Origin of the sequence: Jeotgalicoccus sp. FSL K6-3177 (assembly GCF_038050175.1) — a bacterium.
Classification (GTDB): Bacteria; Bacillota; Bacilli; order Staphylococcales; family Salinicoccaceae; genus Jeotgalicoccus; species Jeotgalicoccus nanhaiensis.
On sequence record NZ_JBBOSK010000001.1, the window covers coordinates 1,511,594 to 1,533,054 of the forward strand.

Below are 21,461 nucleotides of genomic sequence, written 5' to 3' on the forward strand. Positions count from 1 at the left end.
TTTTCTTTAACCATTACATTTCTGTATTTACCACCCGACTAAGACCCGCAAACTGAAACTGAATATATAAGTGCTTAAATTTCATCAATAAAACAAAAAAAGGGGCTGGGACAAAAGCTCTGAAGCAATAAGAGAAACGGCTGGGACATCTTGATTTTAAGATGTCCCAGCCGTTTTTTGTTGGTTTAAGTATAGTAAACACAGATTGCCGGACGAGTTTTCTCAGGTTCACCGCCATTAAAGCGATGCCCAATTCGTTACGGACCGGAGTATTCCCCCGAACAGACATCCGAGTGAATCCCAAATTCGCCTTCAAGTTTCCAAAAGTCGTTTCGACATCGATTTTGCGTTGCGCGTATCGACGTCGACCTTCCGGGCTTGAAAGCGTCTGGTTCACCTGAGCTTTAAAATACTCCAGGTTCCTATTTTTTTGAATCCGTTTCGGCTGGTCTGGTGCAGATGTTTTACACAACGCCATCAACGGACAATCCTGACAATCTTCACATTCATATATCTTAAATATCCGCTGGTAACCATACTTGTCTGTTCGAGTGGTGTGACTTTTTAAAGGTAAGCGGCGGTCGTTCGGACAAATATAGTAATCATCGATTGCGTTATATTCCCAATGATTCGGATGCATCTCATCTGTTTTGTACCGTTTCTTTTGTTCTTTATAGTACGTATTGTAGGGAATCAGTGCCTGACGTTCATATGTGTCGGCCACGCACTCATAGTTGGATTCACTGCCATACCCCGCATCGGCGACAATATATTCTGGTAAGTGCTGGAACGTGTGCTGCATCGTATGGAGAAAGGGATCGAGCGTGCGAGTATCGGTCGGATTCCAATAAATATCGTATCCCAGTACAAACTGATTATTGGTCGCAATCTGTAAATTATATCCGGATTTCAACTGACCATTCTGCATGTGATCATCTTTCATGCGCATGAATGTCGCATCATGATCCGTCTTAGAATAACTGTTACGGTCTCTCATCAGCGTCCGTTGGGTTTGATAGTTTAAGCGCCGGTCCAAATAATCTTTCATGGCTTTTTTGGATTTGCGGATCGCCGAACGTTCGGTACGTATCGCTTTGCGGGTGGGTATATCTTCAGTGCGTTCGATCTGTTCAGTGAGTTCGGTTTCAGTGTCTGTCAGTTGCGTATGAATATGCGTCAGTTCCGATGCCGTCAACGGTCCATCTGATTCCCGAATCATTTCCGGAATCACTGCTGATTCGACCAGCGCTTCATATTTTGCTTTGGATTTTTCTAGCAGTGCCGACTCGTGCCGGTCAATATTCTTTCTAAAGACAAAGGTATACTTATTGGCATTCGCTTCAATTTTTGTACCGTCTATAAAAATCGCATCTGACTCAATCAACCCATTCGATTCCAACTGAGTTCTAAACTGAATGAAGGCAGACTGAAGCAGCGCCGCCATCTTCGGATGCGCTCTGAATCGATTAATGGTCCGATACGACGGCACTTGATTTTGCGCCAGCCACATCATTCGGATACTGTCCTGCAGTAACGCTTCAATCTTACGGCCAGAGAATGCAGACTGACTGTAGGCACAGAGTAAGATTTTCAGCATCATTTTGGGATGATAGGACGACGCCCCTTGAGATTGTCCGAACCCATCAAACACATCTTCCGGCATACTTTCGACCAGTGTATGCACTGCTTTTGATATATCGTTGTCTGGAATCAGGATTTCTGTTTCGAGTGGCAGTGTGATTTGGTTCATGTTATAATTTTTATACATAAGATTCCTCTTTTCATTGTTTGTGTCGTTACTTACATTGTATCTGAGGGTCTTATTTTTTTGTAGATATATCGTATATTTCCATATAAAAAAGCGCACTTGACTCCTAGGGGAGTAGCGTCTGCGTGAGACTACAGGCTCACGCGACGCCCCTGGAAAGCAAGTGCGCTTTTTGATTTAGAGACTGGACTTATGTCCCAGCCCCTTTTCAAATTAAAGCAGTATTAGTTATTTAAAGCTTTTTTAGCCTGTTCTACGATTTGACCGAAAGCAGCGTCGTCAGCGATAGCAATTTCAGAAAGCATTTTTCTGTTGATATCGATGCCTGCAACTTTAAGTCCGTTCATCAGACGGCTGTAGCTGATGTCGTGCTGACGTGCAGCAGCGTTGATACGTGAGATCCATAATTTACGGAATTCACGTTTTTTCTGTTTACGGTCACGGTATGCGTACTGACCTGATTTCATTACAGCTTGTTTAGCTGTTCTATATAAAGTGCTCTTAGCACCAAAATAACCTTTTGCCTGTTTTAATACTTTTTTACGTCTCTTGCGAGATGTTAATCCATTTTTTACGCGAGCCATTTCTAACTCCTCCTTTTATATTATTTAGCAGATTTAGCTAATAAGTGAACTAATCTTCTTGCATCTGATTTAGCAACTAAAGCTGATCCTCTTAATTGGCGTTTCTGTTTAGTAGTTTTGTTAGCGAATAAGTGGCTAGTAAACGCTTGTGAGCGTTTGAATTTGCCTGTACCAGTTTTTTTAACTCGTTTAGCATAACCTTTATGCGTCTTCATTTTTGGCATGATAAAGTCCTCCGATTAATTGTTATTTTTTCTCTGCAAGCGGTGCAACGACCAGGAACATGGAACGTCCTTCCATCTTCGGTCTCTGTTCAATCTGGCCATCTTCTTTCAGAGCTTCAGCGAAACGCTCAAGCACCTTGCGTCCGATTTCTTTGTGCGTAATTGCACGGCCTTTAAAGCGAATAGAGACTTTAACCTTGTCTTCTTTAGCAAGGAATTTCTTAGCATGGCCTAACTTAGTGTTAAAGTCATGCTCTTCGATTGTCGGTGACAAACGAATTTCTTTAAGGTTAATTACCTTTTGTTTCTTACGAGCTTCTTTATCTTTCTTTTGCTGCTCGTACTTGTACTTACCGTAATCCATAATACGTGCAACAGGCGGTTTAGCATTTGGTGCAACAAGCACTACATCCAAGTTGGCATTCTCTGCCAGCTCAATTGCATCTCTCGTTGCTTTAATACCCAGCTGTGAACCATCTTCTCCGATTAAACGAACTTCTTTTGCGCGAATACGATTATTGATCAATGTCTGATCTTTAGCTATGTTTAGCACCTCCAGAATATTTAACGAACAAAAAAGGCGAATGCATTGCTGCACCCGCCTAAGAAGTTGCAGGCGCAATAGTTACTGCGTCTGCATTTCCCCATTTACCCGGTCACTCAAAGCGTTTGCGGGTGTGAAGCGGGAGCTCCAACTTGTCCGTTTCTTTCAACTCTTAATACTATACAGCATTAAGTCATCTTTGTCAAACTTATTTTTTCAGTCTGATTTCATCGATTAAGTTCCACAGGAATTCTTCCTTGTCAAAGCTCTCCTGTTTCTCTTCACCGTACTTGCGGACGTTGACGAGTGATTCGTCTTTTTCTTTATCGCCGACAACGACCTGGTACTTAATTTTCTTCATTTGAGCTTCGCGGATCTTGTAGCCCATCTTCTCGTTGCGGTCATCGATATGCACGCGGATGCCCTGGCTCTTCATTTCATCGTAGATTTCACGGGCATAGTCATAATGCAGGTCGACGTTGACCGGAATGATTTCCACCTGCTGCGGCGCGAGCCATAACGGGAAGTTTCCTTTATATTCTTCAGTTAAGAAGGCAACGAAACGTTCCATTGTAGAAACAACTCCGCGGTGAATAACGACCGGACGGTGTTCCTCGCCATCTTTGCCGACATAAGTTAAGTCGAAACGTTCAGGCAGCAGGAAGTCGAGCTGTACAGTCGATAAAGTTTCCTCTTTGCCGAGCGCTGTTTTAACCTGGACGTCCAGTTTCGGTCCGTAGAAGGCCGCTTCGCCTTCTTCTTCTTCGTATTCAAGACCCATTTCATCAACAGCATCTTTCAGCATGCTTTCAGCGCGCTGCCACATGTCATCGTCGTCGAAGTATTTTTCTGTGTCTTCAGGGTCGCGGTAGCTTAAACGGAATCTGTAGTCGTTGAGACCGAAGTCCTTGTACACTTCCTGAATCAGTTCCACGACACGGATTAGTTCTTCTTTAATCTGATCCGGGCGGACGAAAACGTGTGCATCGTTTAAAACCATGCCGCGTACGCGCTGCAGTCCGCTGACTGCCCCGCTCGCCTCGTAGCGGTGCATCATGCCGAGTTCTGCGATCCTGATCGGCAGTTCGCGGTAGGAATGGCGTTCGTTTTTATAAATCATCATGTGGTGCGGGCAGTTCATCGGACGGAGCACAAGCTCTTCGTTGCCGATTTTCATCGGCGGGAACATATCGTCCTGGTAGTGATCGGAATGTCCGCTTGTTTTATAAAGATTTGTGTTCGCCATGATCGGTGTGTAAACGTGGTTGTAGCCGAGCGCTACTTCTTTATCTACTATATAACGTTCGATTTCGCGGCGGATTGTCGCACCGTTCGGCAGCCATAACGGCAGGCCTGCACCGATCAGCTGATTGTTTTCAAACAGCTTCATCTCTTTACCGATTTTGCGGTGGTCGCGCTCGCGGCGTTCTTCAAGCAGCTCCATGTAAGCTGCAAGTTCTTTTTTATCAAAGAAGGCTGTACCGTAAATGCGCTGGAGCATCTTGTTGTCCGAGTCGCCGCGCCAGTATGCACCGGCAGCCGATAACAGTTTAAAGACTTTAATTTTGGATGTTCTCGGCACGTGTACGCCGCGGCAGAGGTCCGTAAATTCGCCCTGAGTATAGACAGTCACCTGTTCATCTTCCGGAATTGCTTCGATTAATTCCTGTTTATAAGGATCGTCTGCAAATAATTCTTTCGCTTCATCCCGTGACAGCACGCGTCTTTCGATTTCGATATTTTCATCGACAATGCGCTTCATTTCTTTTTCTATTTTAGGGAAATCTTCTGAAGAGATGTTTTCTTCGATATCAAAGTCGTAGTAGAATCCTTCTTCAATGACCGGACCTACACCGAAATGAACGTTGCCGTAAAGGCGTTTTAGCGCCTGGGCCATTAAGTGGGCAGTCGAGTGGCGCAGGATTTCCAGGCCTTCTTCGCTTTTATTTGTAATTAATTCAACTTCACTGTCAGTTTCGAGCGGACGTGTTAAATCGTAGAGCTCTCCGTCCACTTTTGCTGCAAGCGAAGCCTTTTTAAGTCCCGGGCTGATTGAGCCGGCAATTTCTTCCGTAGTGACGCCGAAATCAAATTCTTTTACGTTCCCGTCCGGGAATCTTACTTCGATTTTTTCAACCATACTAAACATCCTTTCAGTTTCCAAATTATTTTTAACAAGAAAAAAAGCCGTCCCTATTATAAAAATAGGGGCGACTTTACCGCGGTACCACCCTGATTTACACAGACTTATCCCGTGCCTCAAGCTTTCGGGATAACGGTCCATCCGGCTTTCGATTAAAAAAGCATCCGTGTTCAGGTAGTAACAATTCGCGGTTTATATGCATGTCTCAGCAAGTCATGCACTCTCTTCGATAAACTTTTAAAAATTGTCTTGTCCTTGGATTATTAATGAAATATAGCTATATAGTACACGAACGATTCATATAAATCAAGCTATATGTTTCTTAAATTATCACCGGTAAGTTCGACTTCTTCGCATAAGGCGCGGATTCTTTCAATCATGCGGAGCGCTTTTGTTTCTTCCTTGCCGTTTGTTTTCGTATAGCTGTAGCGGCCTTTAAGTTCATTAATTGCAAAGTTTGAGCTGATAAAGGTCGGCAGCTGCTCGACCATGCGGTAGTTTAAAATACTGACGATAACTTCATCCCTGCTCCAGGCAGTTACATCTTCCGCTCCAAGGTCATCGAGGATCAGCACTTCAGCATTTCTGATTGCATCGTAGCGCTCGTTTGTCGTGCCGTCGTTAAAGCCGGACTTTAAATCGCGCAGTATTTCAGGAACGTAGATCATCATCGATGAAATCGACTTTTCTTTCAGTTCGTTTGCAATACAGCCGAGTATATAAGATTTACCGATGCCGAACTCGCCGTGTATATACAGCCCGCGAAAGTCTTCGCCGCGCGCAATTTTATCTGCTTTCTGAATAGCATTTTTTAAAATATCCCGGCGGCCGTCATTTAAGAAAATCGTATCGAAAGTCGCTTCACGCACATCCCGCGGAATATGAAAGCTCTGTATCAGACTTTCCCGTTTTAAGAACTCCTCGTGTTTTGCTTTGATCGGACATTTGGTATAAATCATGTTAAACCGGCCCTGGCGGATATCGAGATTTATAATAAAGCCGTCCGGATGGCTCAGGCATTTACCCTCTCCCGCCGGTTCGCATTCAGCCGGCTGATTTATATAATGTTTTAAAATCATCAGATCATTTTGAATCATGGAGCGGGTAACTTTACCTTCATGTGCCTCCATAAAGGCCTTCATCTTCGGATGATTAATAATTTCGTTATAAATACGTTCGTTATTCTCCGCTATTCTGCTGGAATTTTTAACGAAACTGCTGATCGGTTCCATCGCCTCACCTAATTTTCTCTAAATTTATTAATCAGTTTGCTGAAGTCTTCATCATCTTTCAGCGTTTTCATCGGTTCACCGGTTTTCTTCGTATTCTTAGTCTTAGAGGTTCCTTGCCGGTTTTCTTTTCTGCTTGTCTTCTCTTTCAGCCAGGCCGGCTGTTCCTCACCAGGACCTGCGTATTTAAACTGGCGTTTCCGACGTTTTTCTTCCTGGGCTTCACGGAATTCCATAATCGACTGATACGCTTCCGCTGCTGTGCGGTAACCTTCTTTTTCCCAGTTTTCCGCGATGGTCATCACGTATCTGAGCGGCAGATCGCCCTCTTTCATCTGAATAGCATACTCCAGCAGCACGTTCAGCACGCCGTTTTCAAGGCCGGTTTTAACAATTAATTCCGTCACGACTTTTAAATCGTTTTCCGAAGGTTTGTAATTTCTGAGGTCGTTAATTCTGTCGAGCGGACTCACCTTGTCGAGGCTGTCGAGATACGATTCATCACCGGAAGGTCTTACTGCTTCTTCAGCTGTTGTAAAACTCGGAATAACTTCCCCGTATTCTTTCTGATAGTATTTGCGGGCTTCGGTTTTTAAGCGCTCTTTATCGATTCCGAACTGAGGACTCGATGACTGCAGCAGAATCTGCTTAATATCATATGCATTTAATTTAAACAGCTGGCTCAGCTGCACGACAAGTTTTTTAACTTCCTTTGTAAAAAACTGCTTATCGATGCGCGTCCCCTTCAAGTGTGTATACAGCACTTCGAAATCAAAATCATCGAGGTCAATCGACGGTCCCCGGGAGACGTCATTCTGTTTAAAGTGCTCATCCGGTGTACGGAATTTCGCATCTCTCGCGTGGTAGAACACCTCGGTGAATTTCTTCGTTACCTCGGTCAGGTCACCGGGCAGTTCCGGATAGATAAGACGGTCTTTTTTATCGTTGAATTTAGCAGAGCCGACCTGTGAGTATAAATACATGGACAGCATGGGATCTTTGAAGTACATCTCCGGAGTGAGCGGCTGCAGCAGTCTGTAGACAAAGAGATCATCGTGTTCTTTATTCGATACATAAGTGCGCACGAGTCCGATGGCTTCGAGCTTATCGAGCGACGTTTCAAAATCCGATAAGTTCAGCGACAGCTCGTCCATCAGCTCACGATGAAAACGGACAGCAAGCTTATCGTATACTTTTGTCGATTCAAACAAATACAGATAGATACCGAAGGCTTCAGTGCCGATAACCGGTAAATATAAGGCGTTCAGCACTTCGTAATTATCGTCGGATAAGGTACCCGGCTGGTAAACGATAAACTCCGTATTCGGTTTTAAACGTTCATTAAATTTCATTTTACGCCTTACCTTTTTCTAGATTTTGGAGGATATCCATCAGCTGATCGATATCTTTAAATTCTCTGTACACAGATGCAAAACGCACGTATGCTACCTGATCGAGAGTAATTAATTCTTTCATAACGGATTCGCCGATATCGTTCGAGGAAATTTCAGCCTTGTTTAAATTCCGTAAAGCAGCTTCCACGTTATCCGCGCGCTTTTCAATTTCATCATAAGGAATCGTCCGTTTTTCACAAGCTTTTAAAAGGCCGTCAAGCACCTTCGATCTGTCGAACACTTCGCGTGTTCCGTCTTTTTTTATAACGACAAGGGGTGACAGTTCAATCCGTTCAAACGTTGTAAAACGCGTTGCGCAATCTTCGCATTCCCGGCGTCTCCGAATCGCATTCATCTCATCCGCATGACGCGAATCCACCACTTTTGAATTCGTATGCTGACACTTTGGACATCTCATATGATGTTCACCTCATTTGTAATAGATTAGTTTCAATTATTATAACACCGAAAGCAAGAAACATAAAAAAGAAAGCGGATTGGGCGGTGGAGGCCGGCTGTCTGGTCATTGTGGGAATCACAGTGACGGAGTAGCCGCTTTGTCACGTCATTGTGGGAATCACAGTGACGGAGTAAACGTCTTGTCCCGTCATTGTGGAAGGCACAGTGACGGAGTAAACGATCTGTCCCGTCATTGTGGAAATCACAGTGACGGAGTAAACGTCTTGTCCCGTCATTGTAGGAGGCACAGTGACGGAGTAGCCGCCCTATCCCGTCATTGTCACTTTCACAGTGGCGCGCTGGACACCTTACTGTGCCATTGTCACATCCACAATGGCGCGCCGTCTCAATCGCCATCCACCCCTCATCAAAAAAACAGTCCCGCCACCTCAAAGTAAGAGGTGTCACGACTGTTTCATACAAAAAGTTTAGCCTTCGACGCTGAAGTTTTCACGTACCGGCATTGCTTCCAAGTAATCGCTGCCTTCGGATTTTACACGCTGTTCTTTTTTAACGTGCGAGTTCTGGAAGGCTTCTGATTCCACCCAGGCTGTAAAGTCTTCTGTTGTCTGCCAGCCTGTCAGCACCGACATTTTGTTGTCTTTTTTTATCAGCATAAAGCCCTGAAAGCCGTCGTACTGGTCGACGTTGCCTTTCCGGCCTTTAAATCTTTTAATCATTTCTTTAATATATTCTTCTTTGACGATAAAATTATTCGTCGCAATATGTCCAGCACCTGCAAGGTCTCCGTCGTGAATAATTACATCGTATTCTTCGCCTTTGTATGATGCTGTTTCGCCGTTGATAAGCAAATCTGTACTTTGTCCTTCTTTATTTACTAATTTCATGCCAGCACTCCTTCGTTCATATTGTTACTTTTATTGTATCAAAAAAGAGGATAGCATCAACTATCCTCCTGTGACTGTATTGTTAAATATCTTTCGCGATCATTTCAGCCAGTTCCACACATCTTACAGAGTAACCCCACTCGTTATCGTACCATGACAATACTTTAACTTTGTTATTATCCATAACCATAGTCAGGGCTGAGTCAACGATAGAGCTGCGCGGATCTGTATTAAAGTCGCTTGATACTAACGGCGCGTCGCTTACGCCTAAAATACCTTTCATTGCGTCAGCTTCGTATTTCTTGAACGCTTCATTGATTTCTTCTTTAGTCACATCTTTTTCAAGGTCTACTACAAGGTCGACTAAAGATACGTTAGATACCGGTACGCGGAGTGCCATACCGTCGAGTTTGCCTTCGAGTTCCGGGAGCACTAAAGCAGTTGCTTTTGCAGCGCCTGTTGAAGTCGGAATAATGTTTTCTGCAGCTGAACGCGCACGGCGTAAATCTTTATGCGGGTTGTCGATGTTCATCTGGTCGTTCGTGTAAGCGTGAACTGTCGTTACGAGACCGTTTTTAATGCCGAACTCATCGTTCAGTACTTTCGCTACAGGTGCAAGACAGTTTGTCGTACATGATGCATTCGAGAATACATCGTATGATGAAGTATCCAAGGTTGCACAGTTAACTCCGCGTACGAGAGTTTGTACATTGCCGCCTTTAGAAGGTCCTGTTAACAGCACTTTTTTAGCACCGGCGTTAATGTGCGACTGTGCTTTGTCACCGTGGTTGAAAGCGCCTGTTGCTTCGATAACTACATCGATGCCGAGGTCAGCCCATGGCAGGTTCTCAGGATTGCGGTCGCCTGTTACAGTAATTTCTTTACCGTCTACCACAAGGTTGCCGTCTTTCACTTCAACATGCTTATCCCATGTTCCGTGCGTAGTATCGTAATTCAGTAAATGTGCGATAGTTTCTGCAGGGTGTGTCGCGTTGATAGCAACGAGATCAAGTTCTTTTGATTCCGTGACAATACGAAACACCATTCTTCCTATTCTACCTAAACCGTTAATTGCAACTTTTTTCATGACTAGAGCTCCTTTGAATGATCATTTTTCATAAATAGTATAACACATTTAAAGTCGTGATTGAACACGTTTTCACATACTTTCCAAGTCTTCTGTAAATCTGTCGATTTGTTCATACAGCATTTCGACAGTCCCGTTATTATCCAGCCTGAAGTCGCTCTTTTGAACTTTTTCTGTCAGCGGCATCTGGCTGTTAATGCGTGCTTCCGCTTCTTCCACCGTTAAATCATTCCGGGCTGTCAGCCGTTTGATCTGCGTATCGCGGTCGACAAAGACCGTTACCACGAGATCACAGCGTTCGTTCAGCCCGTTTTCAAACAGCAGCGGAATATCGAGAAAGACATGTCCTTTTTGAATATACTTCTCTTCATCCGCATTCATCATCTCCCTGATCAGCGGATGAACGATTTCATTCAGCTCGCGGCGTTTATCGGCATCATTAAAAATAATGCTGCCGAGTTTTTTTCGGTCAAGCTCGCCAGATTCACTCACAATATCCGCTCCGAAAGCTTCGATAATTGCAGGAATCGCCGGACCGTTTTTCGCTGTTGTTTTTTTGGAATAGGCATCGGCATCAAGCACAACGTAGCCCCGCTTTTTCAAATAGTCGCTCACCGTTGTTTTTCCGCTTGCGATGCCGCCTGTTAAACCGATTATTTTATACATGAACCTTCGTCACCTCTGACATGTTGTGCAATAAAAAGTATTGCGTGTATTAATCACTTTCGTCTTGAGCGGATGTCCGAGCGGACATGTTTTTCGCTGATAGACATTAAAGCTGTTTTGCATTTCGCCCTTGCCACCGGTAACACTCCGGTAGTCGGAAATCGTCGAACCGCCCCTCGATAAGGACAGTTCAAACACTTCCGTAATCCGGTCGAACAGCTCGTGGAGGCGTTTATCGGAAATATTTTTCACTTTCCGCGTCGGCAGAATATGAGACAGATACAAGCTCTCAACCGCATATATATTACCGACACCCGGAATCACTTCGCCGTCCATAATCGCCGCCTTAACCGGCTTGTTTTCATATTTCTTCGCGCGCATCATCGTCATATAATGATCCAGGCTGAGTTCATCCGTATATTCCGGCGCCATGCGGGCAAACGGCGGAAAGTCATGCAGACTTTCATGCGTATGCATTTCTCCGAAGCGGCGTATATCGGAATATATGAGCTTCTGACCATTATCCAGAGAGAAAATAACCTGCCAGTGCTTTTTAAAATTATGTTCTTTAATATCTTCAAAATCCGACACGATAAAATACGCCCCGGACATGCCGAGATGACTGACTAAATGCGTCGTTTCATACTCGTCACCGAGCAGGAAATATAAATACTTTCCGCGCCGTCCGATATGCATAATCGTCTTGCCTGCAACCAGAGTCTTAAAGGCTTCGAGATTATCTTTGACGATTGTTCTTTTATTTGTTTTATGCCCGTTGTAAATATACTGCGACAGCTCGACATCCGTAATCTTTAAATTGATAACGGGTGTGAGCTCCCGCTTAACGAGTTCTACTTCCGGCAGTTCCGGCATTCTTCCACCTACTTCACTTCATACCAGTCCGTTCCGTAGCCTGCATCTACTTTCAGCGGCACGTCGATGTCTATAGCATTCTCCATAATATCTCTGATAACCGGAATAAAAGCTTCCACTTCACTTTCCGGAATATCAAAGATCAGCTCATCGTGGATCTGTAATAATAATTCTGCATTAAATTTCTGTGCTTCTTCGCTTTGTGCGTATTTTACCATCGCGAGTTTAATAATATCAGCAGCACTCCCTTGAATCGGCGAGTTCATCGCTGTACGTTCTGCAAAAGAGCGCGCATTAAAGTTTCTGCTATTAACGTCAGGCACGTAGCGGCGGCGGTGCAGCAGCGTCGTAACATAGCCGTCGCGTTTCGCGTCCTGCACGATATCGTGCATAAACTGTTTGACTTCTTTAAAGGATTCGAGATAGGTTTCGATAAACCGGCCCGCTTCCTTCCGCGTAATACCTAAGTTCTGGCTCAGTCCGTAATCGCTGATGCCGTAAACGATACCGAAGTTTACCGCTTTTGCGTTCCGGCGCATTTCAGGTGTTACTTCATCCAGTTCGACACCGTATACTTCCATGGCCGTTTTCGTATGAATATCAATATCGTTCGTAAAAGCTTCGATCATCGATTCATCTTTTGTAATTGCAGCGAGGACGCGCAGTTCAATTTGTGAATAGTCGAGTCCGAGCAGTACGTTGCCCTCTTTCGACGGCACGAAAGCCTGACGGATTTTGCGTCCTTCTTCCAGTCTGATCGGAATATTTTGCAGGTTCGGCTCCACACTCGATAAACGCCCCGTTTGAGCAAGTGTCTGATTAAAGCGCGTATGAATGCGCGAATCTTCAGTGACTTCACCCTGCAGTCCAATAACGTAAGTCGACTGCAGCTTGCTGATAGTGCGGTAAGTTAAAATATGTTCGATAATTTCATGCTTGTCCGCGAGCTGCTCCAGCACATCGACCGCTGTCGAATAACCGGTTTTTGTCTTTTTAATAACCGGCAGTCCGAGTTTTTCAAATAAAATTACGCCGAGCTGTTTCGGGGAATTAATATTAAATTCCTCACCTGCAAGCGCGTATATTTTCTCTTCTATCTCTTTCAGCCGGCCGCTCAGTTCTGTTTCCATTTCTTTCAGGCGGTCCGTTTTGACTTTGATGCCTTTAAGTTCCATCTGAACGAGCACCTTCGACAGCGGAATTTCAAGGTCATGCCATAAGTCGTACATTTCATCTGCACGTAATTTTTCCGCCATCGGCTCCGCCACTTTTTCAATCGCCTGGACTTTATCGGCAACAAAAGCTTTTGTTTCCTCGGCTGAAGGGTCTTTCTGCTTGCGTCCTTTGCCATAATGGAAATCATCGCTGTTAATCGACACGTTAAAATCGGCTGCTGTTTCAGCTACATCGATAATTTTTTTAGACGGATTTAATAAGAAGCTGCCGAGCATAATATCTTCTGTAAAATGATCGAATTCAATGTTCAGATGATTTAACAGCGCAACCTGCCGTTTTAAATCATAGGTCGTGACAGAAGTACGCGTATTTAGAAACTGGCTGAGTTCGTCGGAATCAAATTCAGATGCTGCTTTAACGAGAACAAAATTCTTATCAGCAATACCGATATATTCAGGTTTGTGTTTTAAATAGTTGTCCGCGTGCACTTCAAGATAAATGCTGATATCATCACCGAAGTCATTTAAAGAATCCGTCGTTTCTGCTGTAAAAGTGGCTACCTCTTCCACTTCGGCTGCTTCCATATTATTCAGAAGCGAATTAAATTCAAGCTCTTTAAACAGCTCGTATTTCTCTTCTGAATCCTCATTTTTGAACTTGAGATCATCGAGATTGAAATCAAACGTCATATCGCGGTAAATTGTGGCAAGATCTTTACTCATCAGCGCAATGTCCTGATTGTTCGTTAAGTTTTCGTTTAATTTTTTACCGGAGATATTTTCCAGGTTATTCAGTACTTCTTCAACGCTGCCGTATTCTTTTAAAAGTTTAACCGCAGTTTTTTCACCGACGCCCGGGACGCCGGGAATGTTATCCGATTTGTCGCCCATCAGACCTTTTAAATCGATAATCTGCAGCGGCTTAAGGCCGTCATATACTTCACTAACGTGGTCCGGCGTGTACACTTCGATATCCGTAACACCTTTTTTCGTAATATATACTTTCGTATGGTCACTTGCCAGCTGCGTTAAGTCTTTGTCGCCGGTAATAACAATCGTTTCAAAGTTCTCTTTGTCAGCGAGCTTGGTCCATGTGCCGATAATATCGTCCGCTTCGTAGTCTTCGTGCTCGAAACGTTTAATACCATAGGCATCGATCAGCTTTCTGATCGGCGCGAACTGCTCGCCGAGCTCCGGCGGAGTTTTCTGTCTGCCGCCTTTATATTCCGTGTACTGTTTATGTCTGAACGTCGATTTACCTGCATCAAACGCCACTAGAAAATAATCGGGGTCTTCTTCTTTTATTACTTTTTCAAGCAGTCTCGCATAACCGAAAATCGCATTCGTGTGCAGCCCGCTCTGATTCGTTAACAGCGGCAGTCCGTAAAATGCACGGAAGGCGATACTGTTTCCATCCATGAGAATTAACTTAGCCATAATACTCTCCTTAAGTCTTCATTCTTACTTTAAATTATACAGTTCCATTGAATATTAGCCAATTAAAAAAGACCTGCTGTTGACCAGGTCTTTAAAAAAACACCTGTCCCAAAATTGAGGCAGGTGTTTTTAAAGTATTTTTTAATAGTGAACCGGTGAATCCGGACCGAGCGGCAGACCGAGAAGACTCCAGACAATCAGCATAAGCGCCCAGAAGATAAAGAAGAAAATAGAGTACGGCAGCATAACTGAAATCAGCGTACCGATACCGATATTTTTATCGTATTTCTGTGCAAAAGCAATGATAATTGCAAAATAAGTCATCAGCGGTGTAATAATATTTGTACTTGAGTCCGCCACACGGTAAGCCATCGTCGTCAGTTCCGGAGAATATCCGAGCTGCATCAGAATCGGCACGAAAATCGGTGCCATAAGCGCCCACTTGGCACTCGCGCTTCCGATGAACAGGTTAATGAGCGCAGTCACAAGCATAAAGCCGATTAACAATGGTACCCCCGTCAGACTGAGGCTGTCTAAAAGTTGAGCCCCGTAAACTCCGATGACAAGACCGAGATTAGATTCGGTAAAGTAAGCGACAAACTGACCCGCTGCGAATGCCAGAACGATAAACATTCCCATGGAAGCCATAGTGTCAGTCATCTGGTTCGCTACGTCTTTATCGTTTTTAATTGATTTTGTTACGAGACCGTATACGAGACCCGGAATGAAGAAGAGTATCGCAATAATCGGCACCAGTGAACTCATAAACGGTGACTGGATAATCGTGTCCATGTAAGAACCGATGTCATCTGATCCGCGCATCGGTGAATTCGGCAGCACTACTAACAGTGCGGCAAGACCGAGACCGATTATGACAGAGATAAGCGCCCATATCAGACCTTTTTTCTCAACAGGCTGAAGTGTTTGAATGCCGTCCACATCTTCACCTGATAATTCTTCTTCCTGCTCTTTGGACATTTTAAATGAACCAAGGCGCGGTTCAACAATTTTGGCAGAAACGAACCAGCCGACAAATGTCAGCAGGAACACACTCACGATAATAAAGTACCAGTTCATTGCCACGTTGATTGAGTCTGCATAAGCAGGATCAATTACTGCAGCAGCTGCTGACGTAAGTTCAGCAAGCATCACATCTGTTCCGCTTAAGAGCAGGTTCGCAGAAAACCCTGCAGATACCCCGGCAAAGGCCGCGGCAAGACCCGCTAGCGGGTGTCTGCCGAGTGCGAGGTATAAAAGCGCACCAAGCGGCGGCAGTACTACATAACCTGCATCAGACGCTACAGATGACATAATCCCGGCAAAAACCAGACCTGCAGTGATCAGGTTTTTTGGAATTGACAGTACAAACGCTTTTAAAGCAGCGCCTATTAATCCGGAACGCTCAGCCACTCCGATACCGAGCATTGTTAACAATACAACGCCGAGCGGTGCGAAGTTAATGAAATTATCCGTCATACTTTCAAATATATAACTGATTCCTTCAGCATTTAATAGATTATTTACGGTAACTGTTTCATTGCCTTCACCTGGATGTGTGACGGAAATTCCAAGTATTCCGAAAATTGATGATAAAACTAAAGTAAGTACCGCAAGCAGCGCAAAAAGCGTAACCGGGTGCGGCAGTTTGTTACCCAGCCATTCTACAAAATCTAAAAACTTCTGAAACAATCCTTGTTTCTTTTTACTCTCGTCCACAGCTTAAACTTCCTCCAATATGTATCAAAATTAAAAGCCGCTCCGAGGAGCGGCTTTTCCATTATAATATTTAGCTTTAGATTTTACAATCTGAATTATTGCATATTTTCGATTAAAGCATCGCCGAACTCTGAACATTTAACTTCTGTAGCACCGTCCATCAGGCGGGCGAAGTCATATGTGACAATTTTTTTCGATATTGTGTTTTCAATTGCACTGTTCACAAGATCAGCAGCTTCCTGCCATCCTAAGTGTTCCAGCATTAAGACACCTGACAATAAGACAGATGACGGGTTCACTTTATCCTGACCGGCATATTTAGGCGCTGTACCGTGTGTTGCTTCAAAGATAGCGTGACCAGTTTCGTAGTTGATGTTCGCACCCGGTGCAATACCGATTCCGCCAACCTGAGCTGCAAGAGCATCACTGATGTAATCACCGTTTAAGTTCATCGTTGCAACAACGTCGAACTCTTTTGGACGAGTCAGAATCTGCTGCAGGAAGATATCTGCGATAGAGTCTTTGATGATGATTTTGCCGTCAGCAACTGCCTGATTCTGCACTTCATCAGCTTTTTCTTTACCGTCTTTTTCTACGATTTCATCGTATTCAGCCCAAGTAAATGTTTTGTCGCCGAATTCATTGCGGGCTAGCTCGTAACCCCATTTTTTAAATCCGCCTTCAGTGAACTTCATGATGTTTCCTTTGTGTACCAGCGTTACTGATGGTTTGTTGTGCTCGATTGCATAGTTGATTGCAGAGCGCACTAAACGTTCTGTACCTTCTTTTGATACAGGTTTGATAGCGATTGATGAAGACTCAGGGAAACGGATGTTCTTAACGCCCATTTCATCCTGCAGGAAGTCGATCACTTTTTTAACTTCAGGTGTACCTTCGTTAAATTCGATACCTGCATATATATCTTCAGTGTTTTCTCTGAAAATCTGCATGTCGCAGTGCTCAGGGTGTTTAACCGGTGAAGGCACCCCGCTGTAGTGTCTTACAGGGCGCAGGCACGCGAATAAGTCGAGCTCCTGGCGCAGTGTAACGTTTAATGAACGGAAACCGCCGCCGATCGGTGTCGTTAACGGTCCTTTAATAGCGATTAAATACTCATTGATTTTATCAAGTGTATCCTGCGGAAGCCATTCGCCGGTTTTGTCGAATGCTTTCTGACCCGCATACACTTCAAGCCAGTCGATTTTCTTCTCGCCATTATAAGCTTTCTCTACAGCTGCATCGATTACTCTGCTCGCTGCTGCCCAGATATCCGGGCCGATTCCGTCTCCTTCAATAAAAGGAATTACCGGATTATCAGGTACGTTCAGTACACCATTTTTAGTTTGAATTTTTTCTCCTGCCATTAATGAAACCCCCGTTGTATTTTAATTATCTTTTTTCAATTGGTTCGTATTTTCTGTCCGTGTGGCCGTTGTACTCAGCACGCGGTCTGATTAATCTGTTATTTTCGTACTGCTCGAAAATATGTGCAATCCAGCCGGACGTTCTGCTGACTGCAAAAATCGGAGTGAATAAGTCATGTGCAATACCAAGTGAATGGTAAACAGATGCACTGAAGAAGTCAACGTTAGGCAAAAGACCTTTCTCTTCTTCAATAATGCGTGCAATTTTCACAGACATTTCATAAAGTTCAGGCTGTCCGTTTTCTTCAGTTAAGCGGCGAGCCATATCTTCAAGATATTTCGCGCGCGGATCCCCTTCTTTATAAACTCTGTGGCCGATTCCCATAATTTTTTCTTTGTTGTCTAATTTTTTATGGATGTAGCTGTCGACATTATCAAGAGAACCGATTTCCTCAAGCATAGCCATTACCTGTTCATTCGCTCCGCCGTGAAGCGGCCCCTTCAAGGCGCCAATCGCTCCAGTAACACCGGAATATACATCCGATAAAGTCGCGACGATTACACGCGCTGCAAATGTCGATGCGTTGATTTCGTGGTCCGCATGAAGAATCAAGGCTGTGTTCATCGCTTCAACCTGAACTTCAGTCGGCTCTTCTCCGTAAAGCATATACAGGAAGTTCTTCGCATAACCGTAATCCGGATTCGGATCGATTACTTCTTTTCCTTCACGTGTGCGGGCAATTGCCGCAACGATTGAAGGAATTTTCGACTGAATGCGAATTCCTTTACGGAGCGTCGCTTCTTCAGACTGTTCTTCAGCCTTCTCGTCCGTATGCGCAAGCAGTGAGACCGCAGTGCGCAGCGCGCTCATAGGGTGTACAGATTTATCTACAAACGTTTTGTAGAAATTCTTTGCATCGTCAGTTAAAAAAGCGTGCTCGTAAAGCTCCTTTTTAAACTGTTTGAGTTCTTCGGCATTTGGCAAATCATCGTGCCATAATAAATAAACCACTTCTTCAAACTCAGCATTTTCTGCTAAATCATCAATTTCATAACCGCAATAAGTCAGCTGTGTGCCGATAATTGAACTGATTCTTGATTCTCCAATTACAACACCTTCTAAACCGCTGTTTCCAGTCATAAATCCCCCTCCTAAGTATGTAACAGAATCTTTAAACCAAGTATAACAAAATTGTCACATCTATGTTTAATCTTCTGGCAGACCCAAGTTTGTGAATAAGAATACAAAATGTAAGCGCAACCTTTGATACTGCGAGATTCTATTACTGTTTAACTGATTATTTATCGTTTAATAAGAATCAGTTAATTATCTTATATATTAGCATAAGTATAAGTTAATTGTTAATAAAAAACCGGAGGCGTTTTTATACACCGCCTCCGGTTTCTTGATCTTCATATTTTATTCTGACATATTATGCGGTTTTTCAATCATGTCAACCTTGTCGATATTCGTATAATCGACCGTCGAGTGAATCGTAATTTCTTCGCCCTCATTTACCAGGTCCGCCTTAAGTTCGCTGCCCGTAAATTTATATTCCGCATCAAAGTACAGCTGAATCGTGCCATTAATGCTTTCTGCCGATTCGATATCAGAGAGTGTTTCCTCATCGATAAAACTGCTGAATCCTGAGATGTCATCGATCTTTATCGTGAGTGCATACCCTTCGTCAAGTTCGCTGACTTCGCCTTCCGGGTAGTTTTGAAGTGCCGAGACGATTGTCTCGTAATCGCTGCCTTCAATTTCCACTGTTTCTTCTGTATCGACGATTTCATTGTCCCGGTACATAAAGTGGTCACCTTCAACCATATAATGAGTAATGATATCACCATTGTTATTCACAGAGAGTTTCAGCTCATTTTGTCCGCCATAAGTCATAATCGTCCGAATTGTACTTTCTTCCTCCGGCATAGTAATTTTAAATGACTGGCGGGCTTCATAGCTCGTAATACCTTCACTATTTTCAACTGCACTCTCAATTAAATCAGCTGACGACATATCGCTGCTGCCAGCAGCTTGTTCTGTATTTTCCTGCTCAGTCTCGGGAGCTGCTTCTTCAGCCGGCTGTTCTTCATTGCCGGCTGAACATGCTGATAAAATCAATATACTCCCGACTAATGCAGCAAGCGTTTTTTTCATCCAACACACCTCTAATCCTTATAACACATGCGCATGTCCGCTGTAGACTACGCTCTGTTCACTGTCTATGGTAACGAGCATATTATCTTCCAGCACTTCAAGTGCTTCTTTCGCACCGACGATGGTCGGCAGCTCCAGATTCAAGCCGACAATAGCACCCTGGCTTGTCAGTCCGCCTTCAACCGTAATTAGTCCTGCTGCTTTAATTAAGAGCGGCGTCATTAAGGCGTCGACTGACTGAACAACGACAATCTTGTCGGTCGTATCTTTGCCTTCCAGTTCATTATAATTTCTTGCAGTAACTACTTCTCCGACTGCTGTTTTATCGCCGATACCCTGTGCTTTAATCAGCGTATCCCCGACGACGTGCAGTTTCATTAAGTTCGTCGTGCCCGCTCTGCCTGCAGGCACACCTGCAGTAATAATAATTAGGTCACCTTCATTTGCGTAGCCTTTTTCAAGCGTTGCCATTACAGATGTATTGAGCAGTTCATCTGTATCTCTTTCCGCTTCTTTAACGATCGGGTTGACACCCCAGACGAGATTAAGCTGACGCGCGACATGTTCATAAGGAGTGACCGCCACGATATTCGCATGCGGACGGTATTTCGCAATCATATTCGCTGTATGTCCGCTTTCAGTTGCGGCGACAATTGCTTTACATTTTAAATTCAGAGCTGTGTGGGCAACGGATACACCGATTGCCGTCACCATGTTCGTCTGAGTTGATTTCGTTCTGTCGGATAATAATTTCTTATAGTCCTGAGCCTCTTCAGCCGACACTGCGATTTTCGCCATCGTCTGCACTGCTTCAACCGGATATGCACCTGCTGCAGTTTCACCGCTCAGCATTACCGCATCGCTGCCGTCGTAAATTGCGTTCGCCACGTCACTTGCTTCAGCGCGTGTACATCTCGGATTCGTCTGCATGGAATCGAGCATCTGTGTTGCAGTAATTACCGGTTTACCGAGTAAATTACATTTTCTGATGAGTTCTTTTTGCATCATCGGTACTGTTTCCGGTGCAATTTCCACACCGAGATCACCTCGGGCTACCATCAGGCCGTCTGAAATTTTCAGGATTTCATCGATGTTGTCGATTCCTTCCTGGTTTTCAATTTTAGGAATAATTTTAATGTATTCGCCATCGTGTGATTCAAGCATCTCCCGGATTTCAAGCACATCCTGGGCACGTCTGACAAAGCTTGCCGCGATAAAATCCACACCCTGCTCGATGCCGAACTTCACATCTTCCTTATCTTTTTCTGTTAAACCTGGGAGTTTTACGCTGACACCAGGCACGTTAACCCCTTTTTTATTTTTTAAGAGGCCGTTGTTTTTAACAGTCGTCGTAATAATGCCTGTATCTTTATTCAGTTCATCGATTTCAAGTTCAACTAGCCCGTCATCAAGAAGAATAAAGTCTCCCGGGTCAACATCATCGATCAGCCCTTCATAGGAAACAGAGAAGCGTTCTGAATTACCGAGCACCTCTGTCATGGACACTTCGATTTTCTGTCCGCGGACAAGTTCAACCTCTCCATTTTCCATCGAGTGCGTTCTGATTTCCGGTCCTTTTGTGTCCAAGAGAATACCGACTGTTTTATCGAGGCGTTTCGCTACTTTTCTAATCGTATCAATGCGCGCCTGGTGTTCTTTGTGGTCACCATGCGAAAAGTTTAAACGCGCAACGTTCATCCCCGCCATAATTACTTTTTCAAGCACTTCTTCCGATTCTGAGGCCGGTCCTATTGTACATACAATCTTTGTATTTCTCATTCTTCTTTTCCTC

Annotated in this window: 18 protein-coding genes; all 18 read right to left on the minus strand. The window is 44.1% G+C overall.

Translation table 11 applies throughout. The annotated features are described in order from the left end of the window. Positions 1–13: 13 nt before the first annotated feature. The 18 genes from MHH58_RS07530 to pyk all read right to left on the minus strand — a co-directional run bounded on the left by MHH58_RS07530 (position 14) and on the right by pyk (position 21,448). A complete protein-coding gene (locus MHH58_RS07530) occupies positions 14–1,768 on the minus strand; it encodes an IS1182 family transposase (RefSeq protein WP_445922976.1) in 1,755 nt (584 codons plus the stop codon). A 224-nt stretch (positions 1,769–1,992) separates the two neighbouring features. Beyond that, the gene (rplT, locus tag MHH58_RS07535; protein ID WP_135098048.1) at positions 1,993–2,352 is read right to left on the minus strand and encodes a 50S ribosomal protein L20; all 360 of its coding nucleotides are present in this window, start codon (positions 2,350–2,352) and stop codon (positions 1,993–1,995) included. A 20-nt stretch (positions 2,353–2,372) separates the two neighbouring features. Beyond that, positions 2,373–2,576 (minus strand): 50S ribosomal protein L35, encoded by a 204-nt coding sequence (gene rpmI, locus MHH58_RS07540; protein WP_135098050.1) that lies wholly within the window; start codon positions 2,574–2,576, stop codon positions 2,373–2,375. 22 nt (positions 2,577–2,598) lie between these two features. Beyond that, positions 2,599–3,129 (minus strand): translation initiation factor IF-3, encoded by a 531-nt coding sequence (gene infC, locus MHH58_RS07545; protein ID WP_194194253.1) that lies wholly within the window; start codon positions 3,127–3,129, stop codon positions 2,599–2,601. A 199-nt stretch (positions 3,130–3,328) separates the two neighbouring features. Next, complete coding sequence (gene thrS / locus MHH58_RS07550) at positions 3,329–5,260, minus strand: threonine--tRNA ligase (protein ID WP_135098052.1); 1,932 nt, start codon at positions 5,258–5,260, stop codon at positions 3,329–3,331. A gap of 314 nt (positions 5,261–5,574) precedes the next feature. After that, positions 5,575–6,495 carry a primosomal protein DnaI gene (dnaI, locus tag MHH58_RS07555; RefSeq protein ID WP_135098054.1) on the minus strand — a complete coding sequence of 307 codons (921 nt, stop codon included), beginning with the start codon at positions 6,493–6,495 and terminating at the stop codon, positions 5,575–5,577. A gap of 8 nt (positions 6,496–6,503) precedes the next feature. Beyond that, the gene (locus tag MHH58_RS07560; RefSeq protein WP_135098056.1) at positions 6,504–7,844 is read right to left on the minus strand and encodes a replication initiation and membrane attachment family protein; all 1,341 of its coding nucleotides are present in this window, start codon (positions 7,842–7,844) and stop codon (positions 6,504–6,506) included. Between the two features lies 1 nt (position 7,845). Next, positions 7,846–8,304, minus strand: coding sequence for a transcriptional regulator NrdR (nrdR, locus tag MHH58_RS07565; protein ID WP_115884157.1), 459 nt, complete (start codon positions 8,302–8,304; stop codon positions 7,846–7,848). Positions 8,305–8,773: 469 nt separating this feature from the next. Continuing rightward, a complete protein-coding gene (locus MHH58_RS07570) occupies positions 8,774–9,193 on the minus strand; it encodes an antibiotic biosynthesis monooxygenase family protein (protein ID WP_135098058.1) in 420 nt (139 codons plus the stop codon). 82 nt (positions 9,194–9,275) lie between these two features. Continuing rightward, positions 9,276–10,280: a type I glyceraldehyde-3-phosphate dehydrogenase gene (gene gap / locus MHH58_RS07575; RefSeq protein WP_341345519.1), complete on the minus strand. Its 1,005-nt coding sequence runs from the start codon at positions 10,278–10,280 to the stop codon at positions 9,276–9,278. A gap of 72 nt (positions 10,281–10,352) precedes the next feature. Further along, the gene (gene coaE, locus MHH58_RS07580; protein ID WP_135098066.1) at positions 10,353–10,946 is read right to left on the minus strand and encodes a dephospho-CoA kinase; all 594 of its coding nucleotides are present in this window, start codon (positions 10,944–10,946) and stop codon (positions 10,353–10,355) included. 9 nt (positions 10,947–10,955) lie between these two features. Further along, entirely contained in the window at positions 10,956–11,819 is an 864-nt protein-coding gene (mutM, locus tag MHH58_RS07585; protein WP_341345520.1) for a bifunctional DNA-formamidopyrimidine glycosylase/DNA-(apurinic or apyrimidinic site) lyase, read from the minus strand. Between the two features lie 8 nt (positions 11,820–11,827). Continuing rightward, on the minus strand, positions 11,828–14,431 hold the full coding sequence (gene polA, locus MHH58_RS07590; RefSeq protein ID WP_341345521.1) for a DNA polymerase I: 2,604 nt from the start codon (positions 14,429–14,431) through the stop codon (positions 11,828–11,830). Positions 14,432–14,572: 141 nt separating this feature from the next. Then, positions 14,573–16,147 carry an AbgT family transporter gene (locus MHH58_RS07595; protein WP_341345522.1) on the minus strand — a complete coding sequence of 525 codons (1,575 nt, stop codon included), beginning with the start codon at positions 16,145–16,147 and terminating at the stop codon, positions 14,573–14,575. A gap of 95 nt (positions 16,148–16,242) precedes the next feature. Beyond that, a complete protein-coding gene (gene icd / locus MHH58_RS07600) occupies positions 16,243–17,511 on the minus strand; it encodes an NADP-dependent isocitrate dehydrogenase (RefSeq protein WP_115884149.1) in 1,269 nt (422 codons plus the stop codon). Between the two features lie 25 nt (positions 17,512–17,536). Then, complete coding sequence (gene citZ / locus MHH58_RS07605) at positions 17,537–18,652, minus strand: citrate synthase (RefSeq protein WP_135098074.1); 1,116 nt, start codon at positions 18,650–18,652, stop codon at positions 17,537–17,539. 279 nt (positions 18,653–18,931) lie between these two features. After that, positions 18,932–19,669: a hypothetical protein gene (locus MHH58_RS07610; protein WP_135098076.1), complete on the minus strand. Its 738-nt coding sequence runs from the start codon at positions 19,667–19,669 to the stop codon at positions 18,932–18,934. Between the two features lie 18 nt (positions 19,670–19,687). After that, the gene (gene pyk / locus MHH58_RS07615) at positions 19,688–21,448 is read right to left on the minus strand and encodes a pyruvate kinase (protein WP_135098078.1); all 1,761 of its coding nucleotides are present in this window, start codon (positions 21,446–21,448) and stop codon (positions 19,688–19,690) included. Positions 21,449–21,461 lie beyond the last annotated feature (13 nt).

What these genes read in the sequence shown, in the direction of transcription:
- nrdR (WP_115884157.1), bottom strand. Translation starts at nt 8,304, where the DNA reads ATGAGATGTCCAAAGTGTCAGCATACGAATTCAAAAGTGGTGGATTCG.
- dnaI (WP_135098054.1), bottom strand. Translation starts at nt 6,495, where the DNA reads ATGGAACCGATCAGCAGTTTCGTTAAAAATTCCAGCAGAATAGCGGAG.
- MHH58_RS07530 (WP_445922976.1), bottom strand. Translation starts at nt 1,768, where the DNA reads ATGTATAAAAATTATAACATGAACCAAATCACACTGCCACTCGAAACA.
- thrS (WP_135098052.1), bottom strand. Translation starts at nt 5,260, where the DNA reads ATGGTTGAAAAAATCGAAGTAAGATTCCCGGACGGGAACGTAAAAGAA.
- mutM (WP_341345520.1), bottom strand. Translation starts at nt 11,819, where the DNA reads ATGCCGGAACTGCCGGAAGTAGAACTCGTTAAGCGGGAGCTCACACCC.
- citZ (WP_135098074.1), bottom strand. Translation starts at nt 18,652, where the DNA reads ATGACTGGAAACAGCGGTTTAGAAGGTGTTGTAATTGGAGAATCAAGA.
- MHH58_RS07610 (WP_135098076.1), bottom strand. Translation starts at nt 19,669, where the DNA reads ATGAAAAAAACGCTTGCTGCATTAGTCGGGAGTATATTGATTTTATCA.
- MHH58_RS07560 (WP_135098056.1), bottom strand. Translation starts at nt 7,844, where the DNA reads ATGAAATTTAATGAACGTTTAAAACCGAATACGGAGTTTATCGTTTAC.
- icd (WP_115884149.1), bottom strand. Translation starts at nt 17,511, where the DNA reads ATGGCAGGAGAAAAAATTCAAACTAAAAATGGTGTACTGAACGTACCT.
- gap (WP_341345519.1), bottom strand. Translation starts at nt 10,280, where the DNA reads ATGAAAAAAGTTGCAATTAACGGTTTAGGTAGAATAGGAAGAATGGTG.
- coaE (WP_135098066.1), bottom strand. Translation starts at nt 10,946, where the DNA reads ATGTATAAAATAATCGGTTTAACAGGCGGCATCGCAAGCGGAAAAACA.
- MHH58_RS07570 (WP_135098058.1), bottom strand. Translation starts at nt 9,193, where the DNA reads ATGAAATTAGTAAATAAAGAAGGACAAAGTACAGATTTGCTTATCAAC.
- polA (WP_341345521.1), bottom strand. Translation starts at nt 14,431, where the DNA reads ATGGCTAAGTTAATTCTCATGGATGGAAACAGTATCGCCTTCCGTGCA.
- pyk (WP_135098078.1), bottom strand. Translation starts at nt 21,448, where the DNA reads ATGAGAAATACAAAGATTGTATGTACAATAGGACCGGCCTCAGAATCG.
- rpmI (WP_135098050.1), bottom strand. Translation starts at nt 2,576, where the DNA reads ATGCCAAAAATGAAGACGCATAAAGGTTATGCTAAACGAGTTAAAAAA.
- rplT (WP_135098048.1), bottom strand. Translation starts at nt 2,352, where the DNA reads ATGGCTCGCGTAAAAAATGGATTAACATCTCGCAAGAGACGTAAAAAA.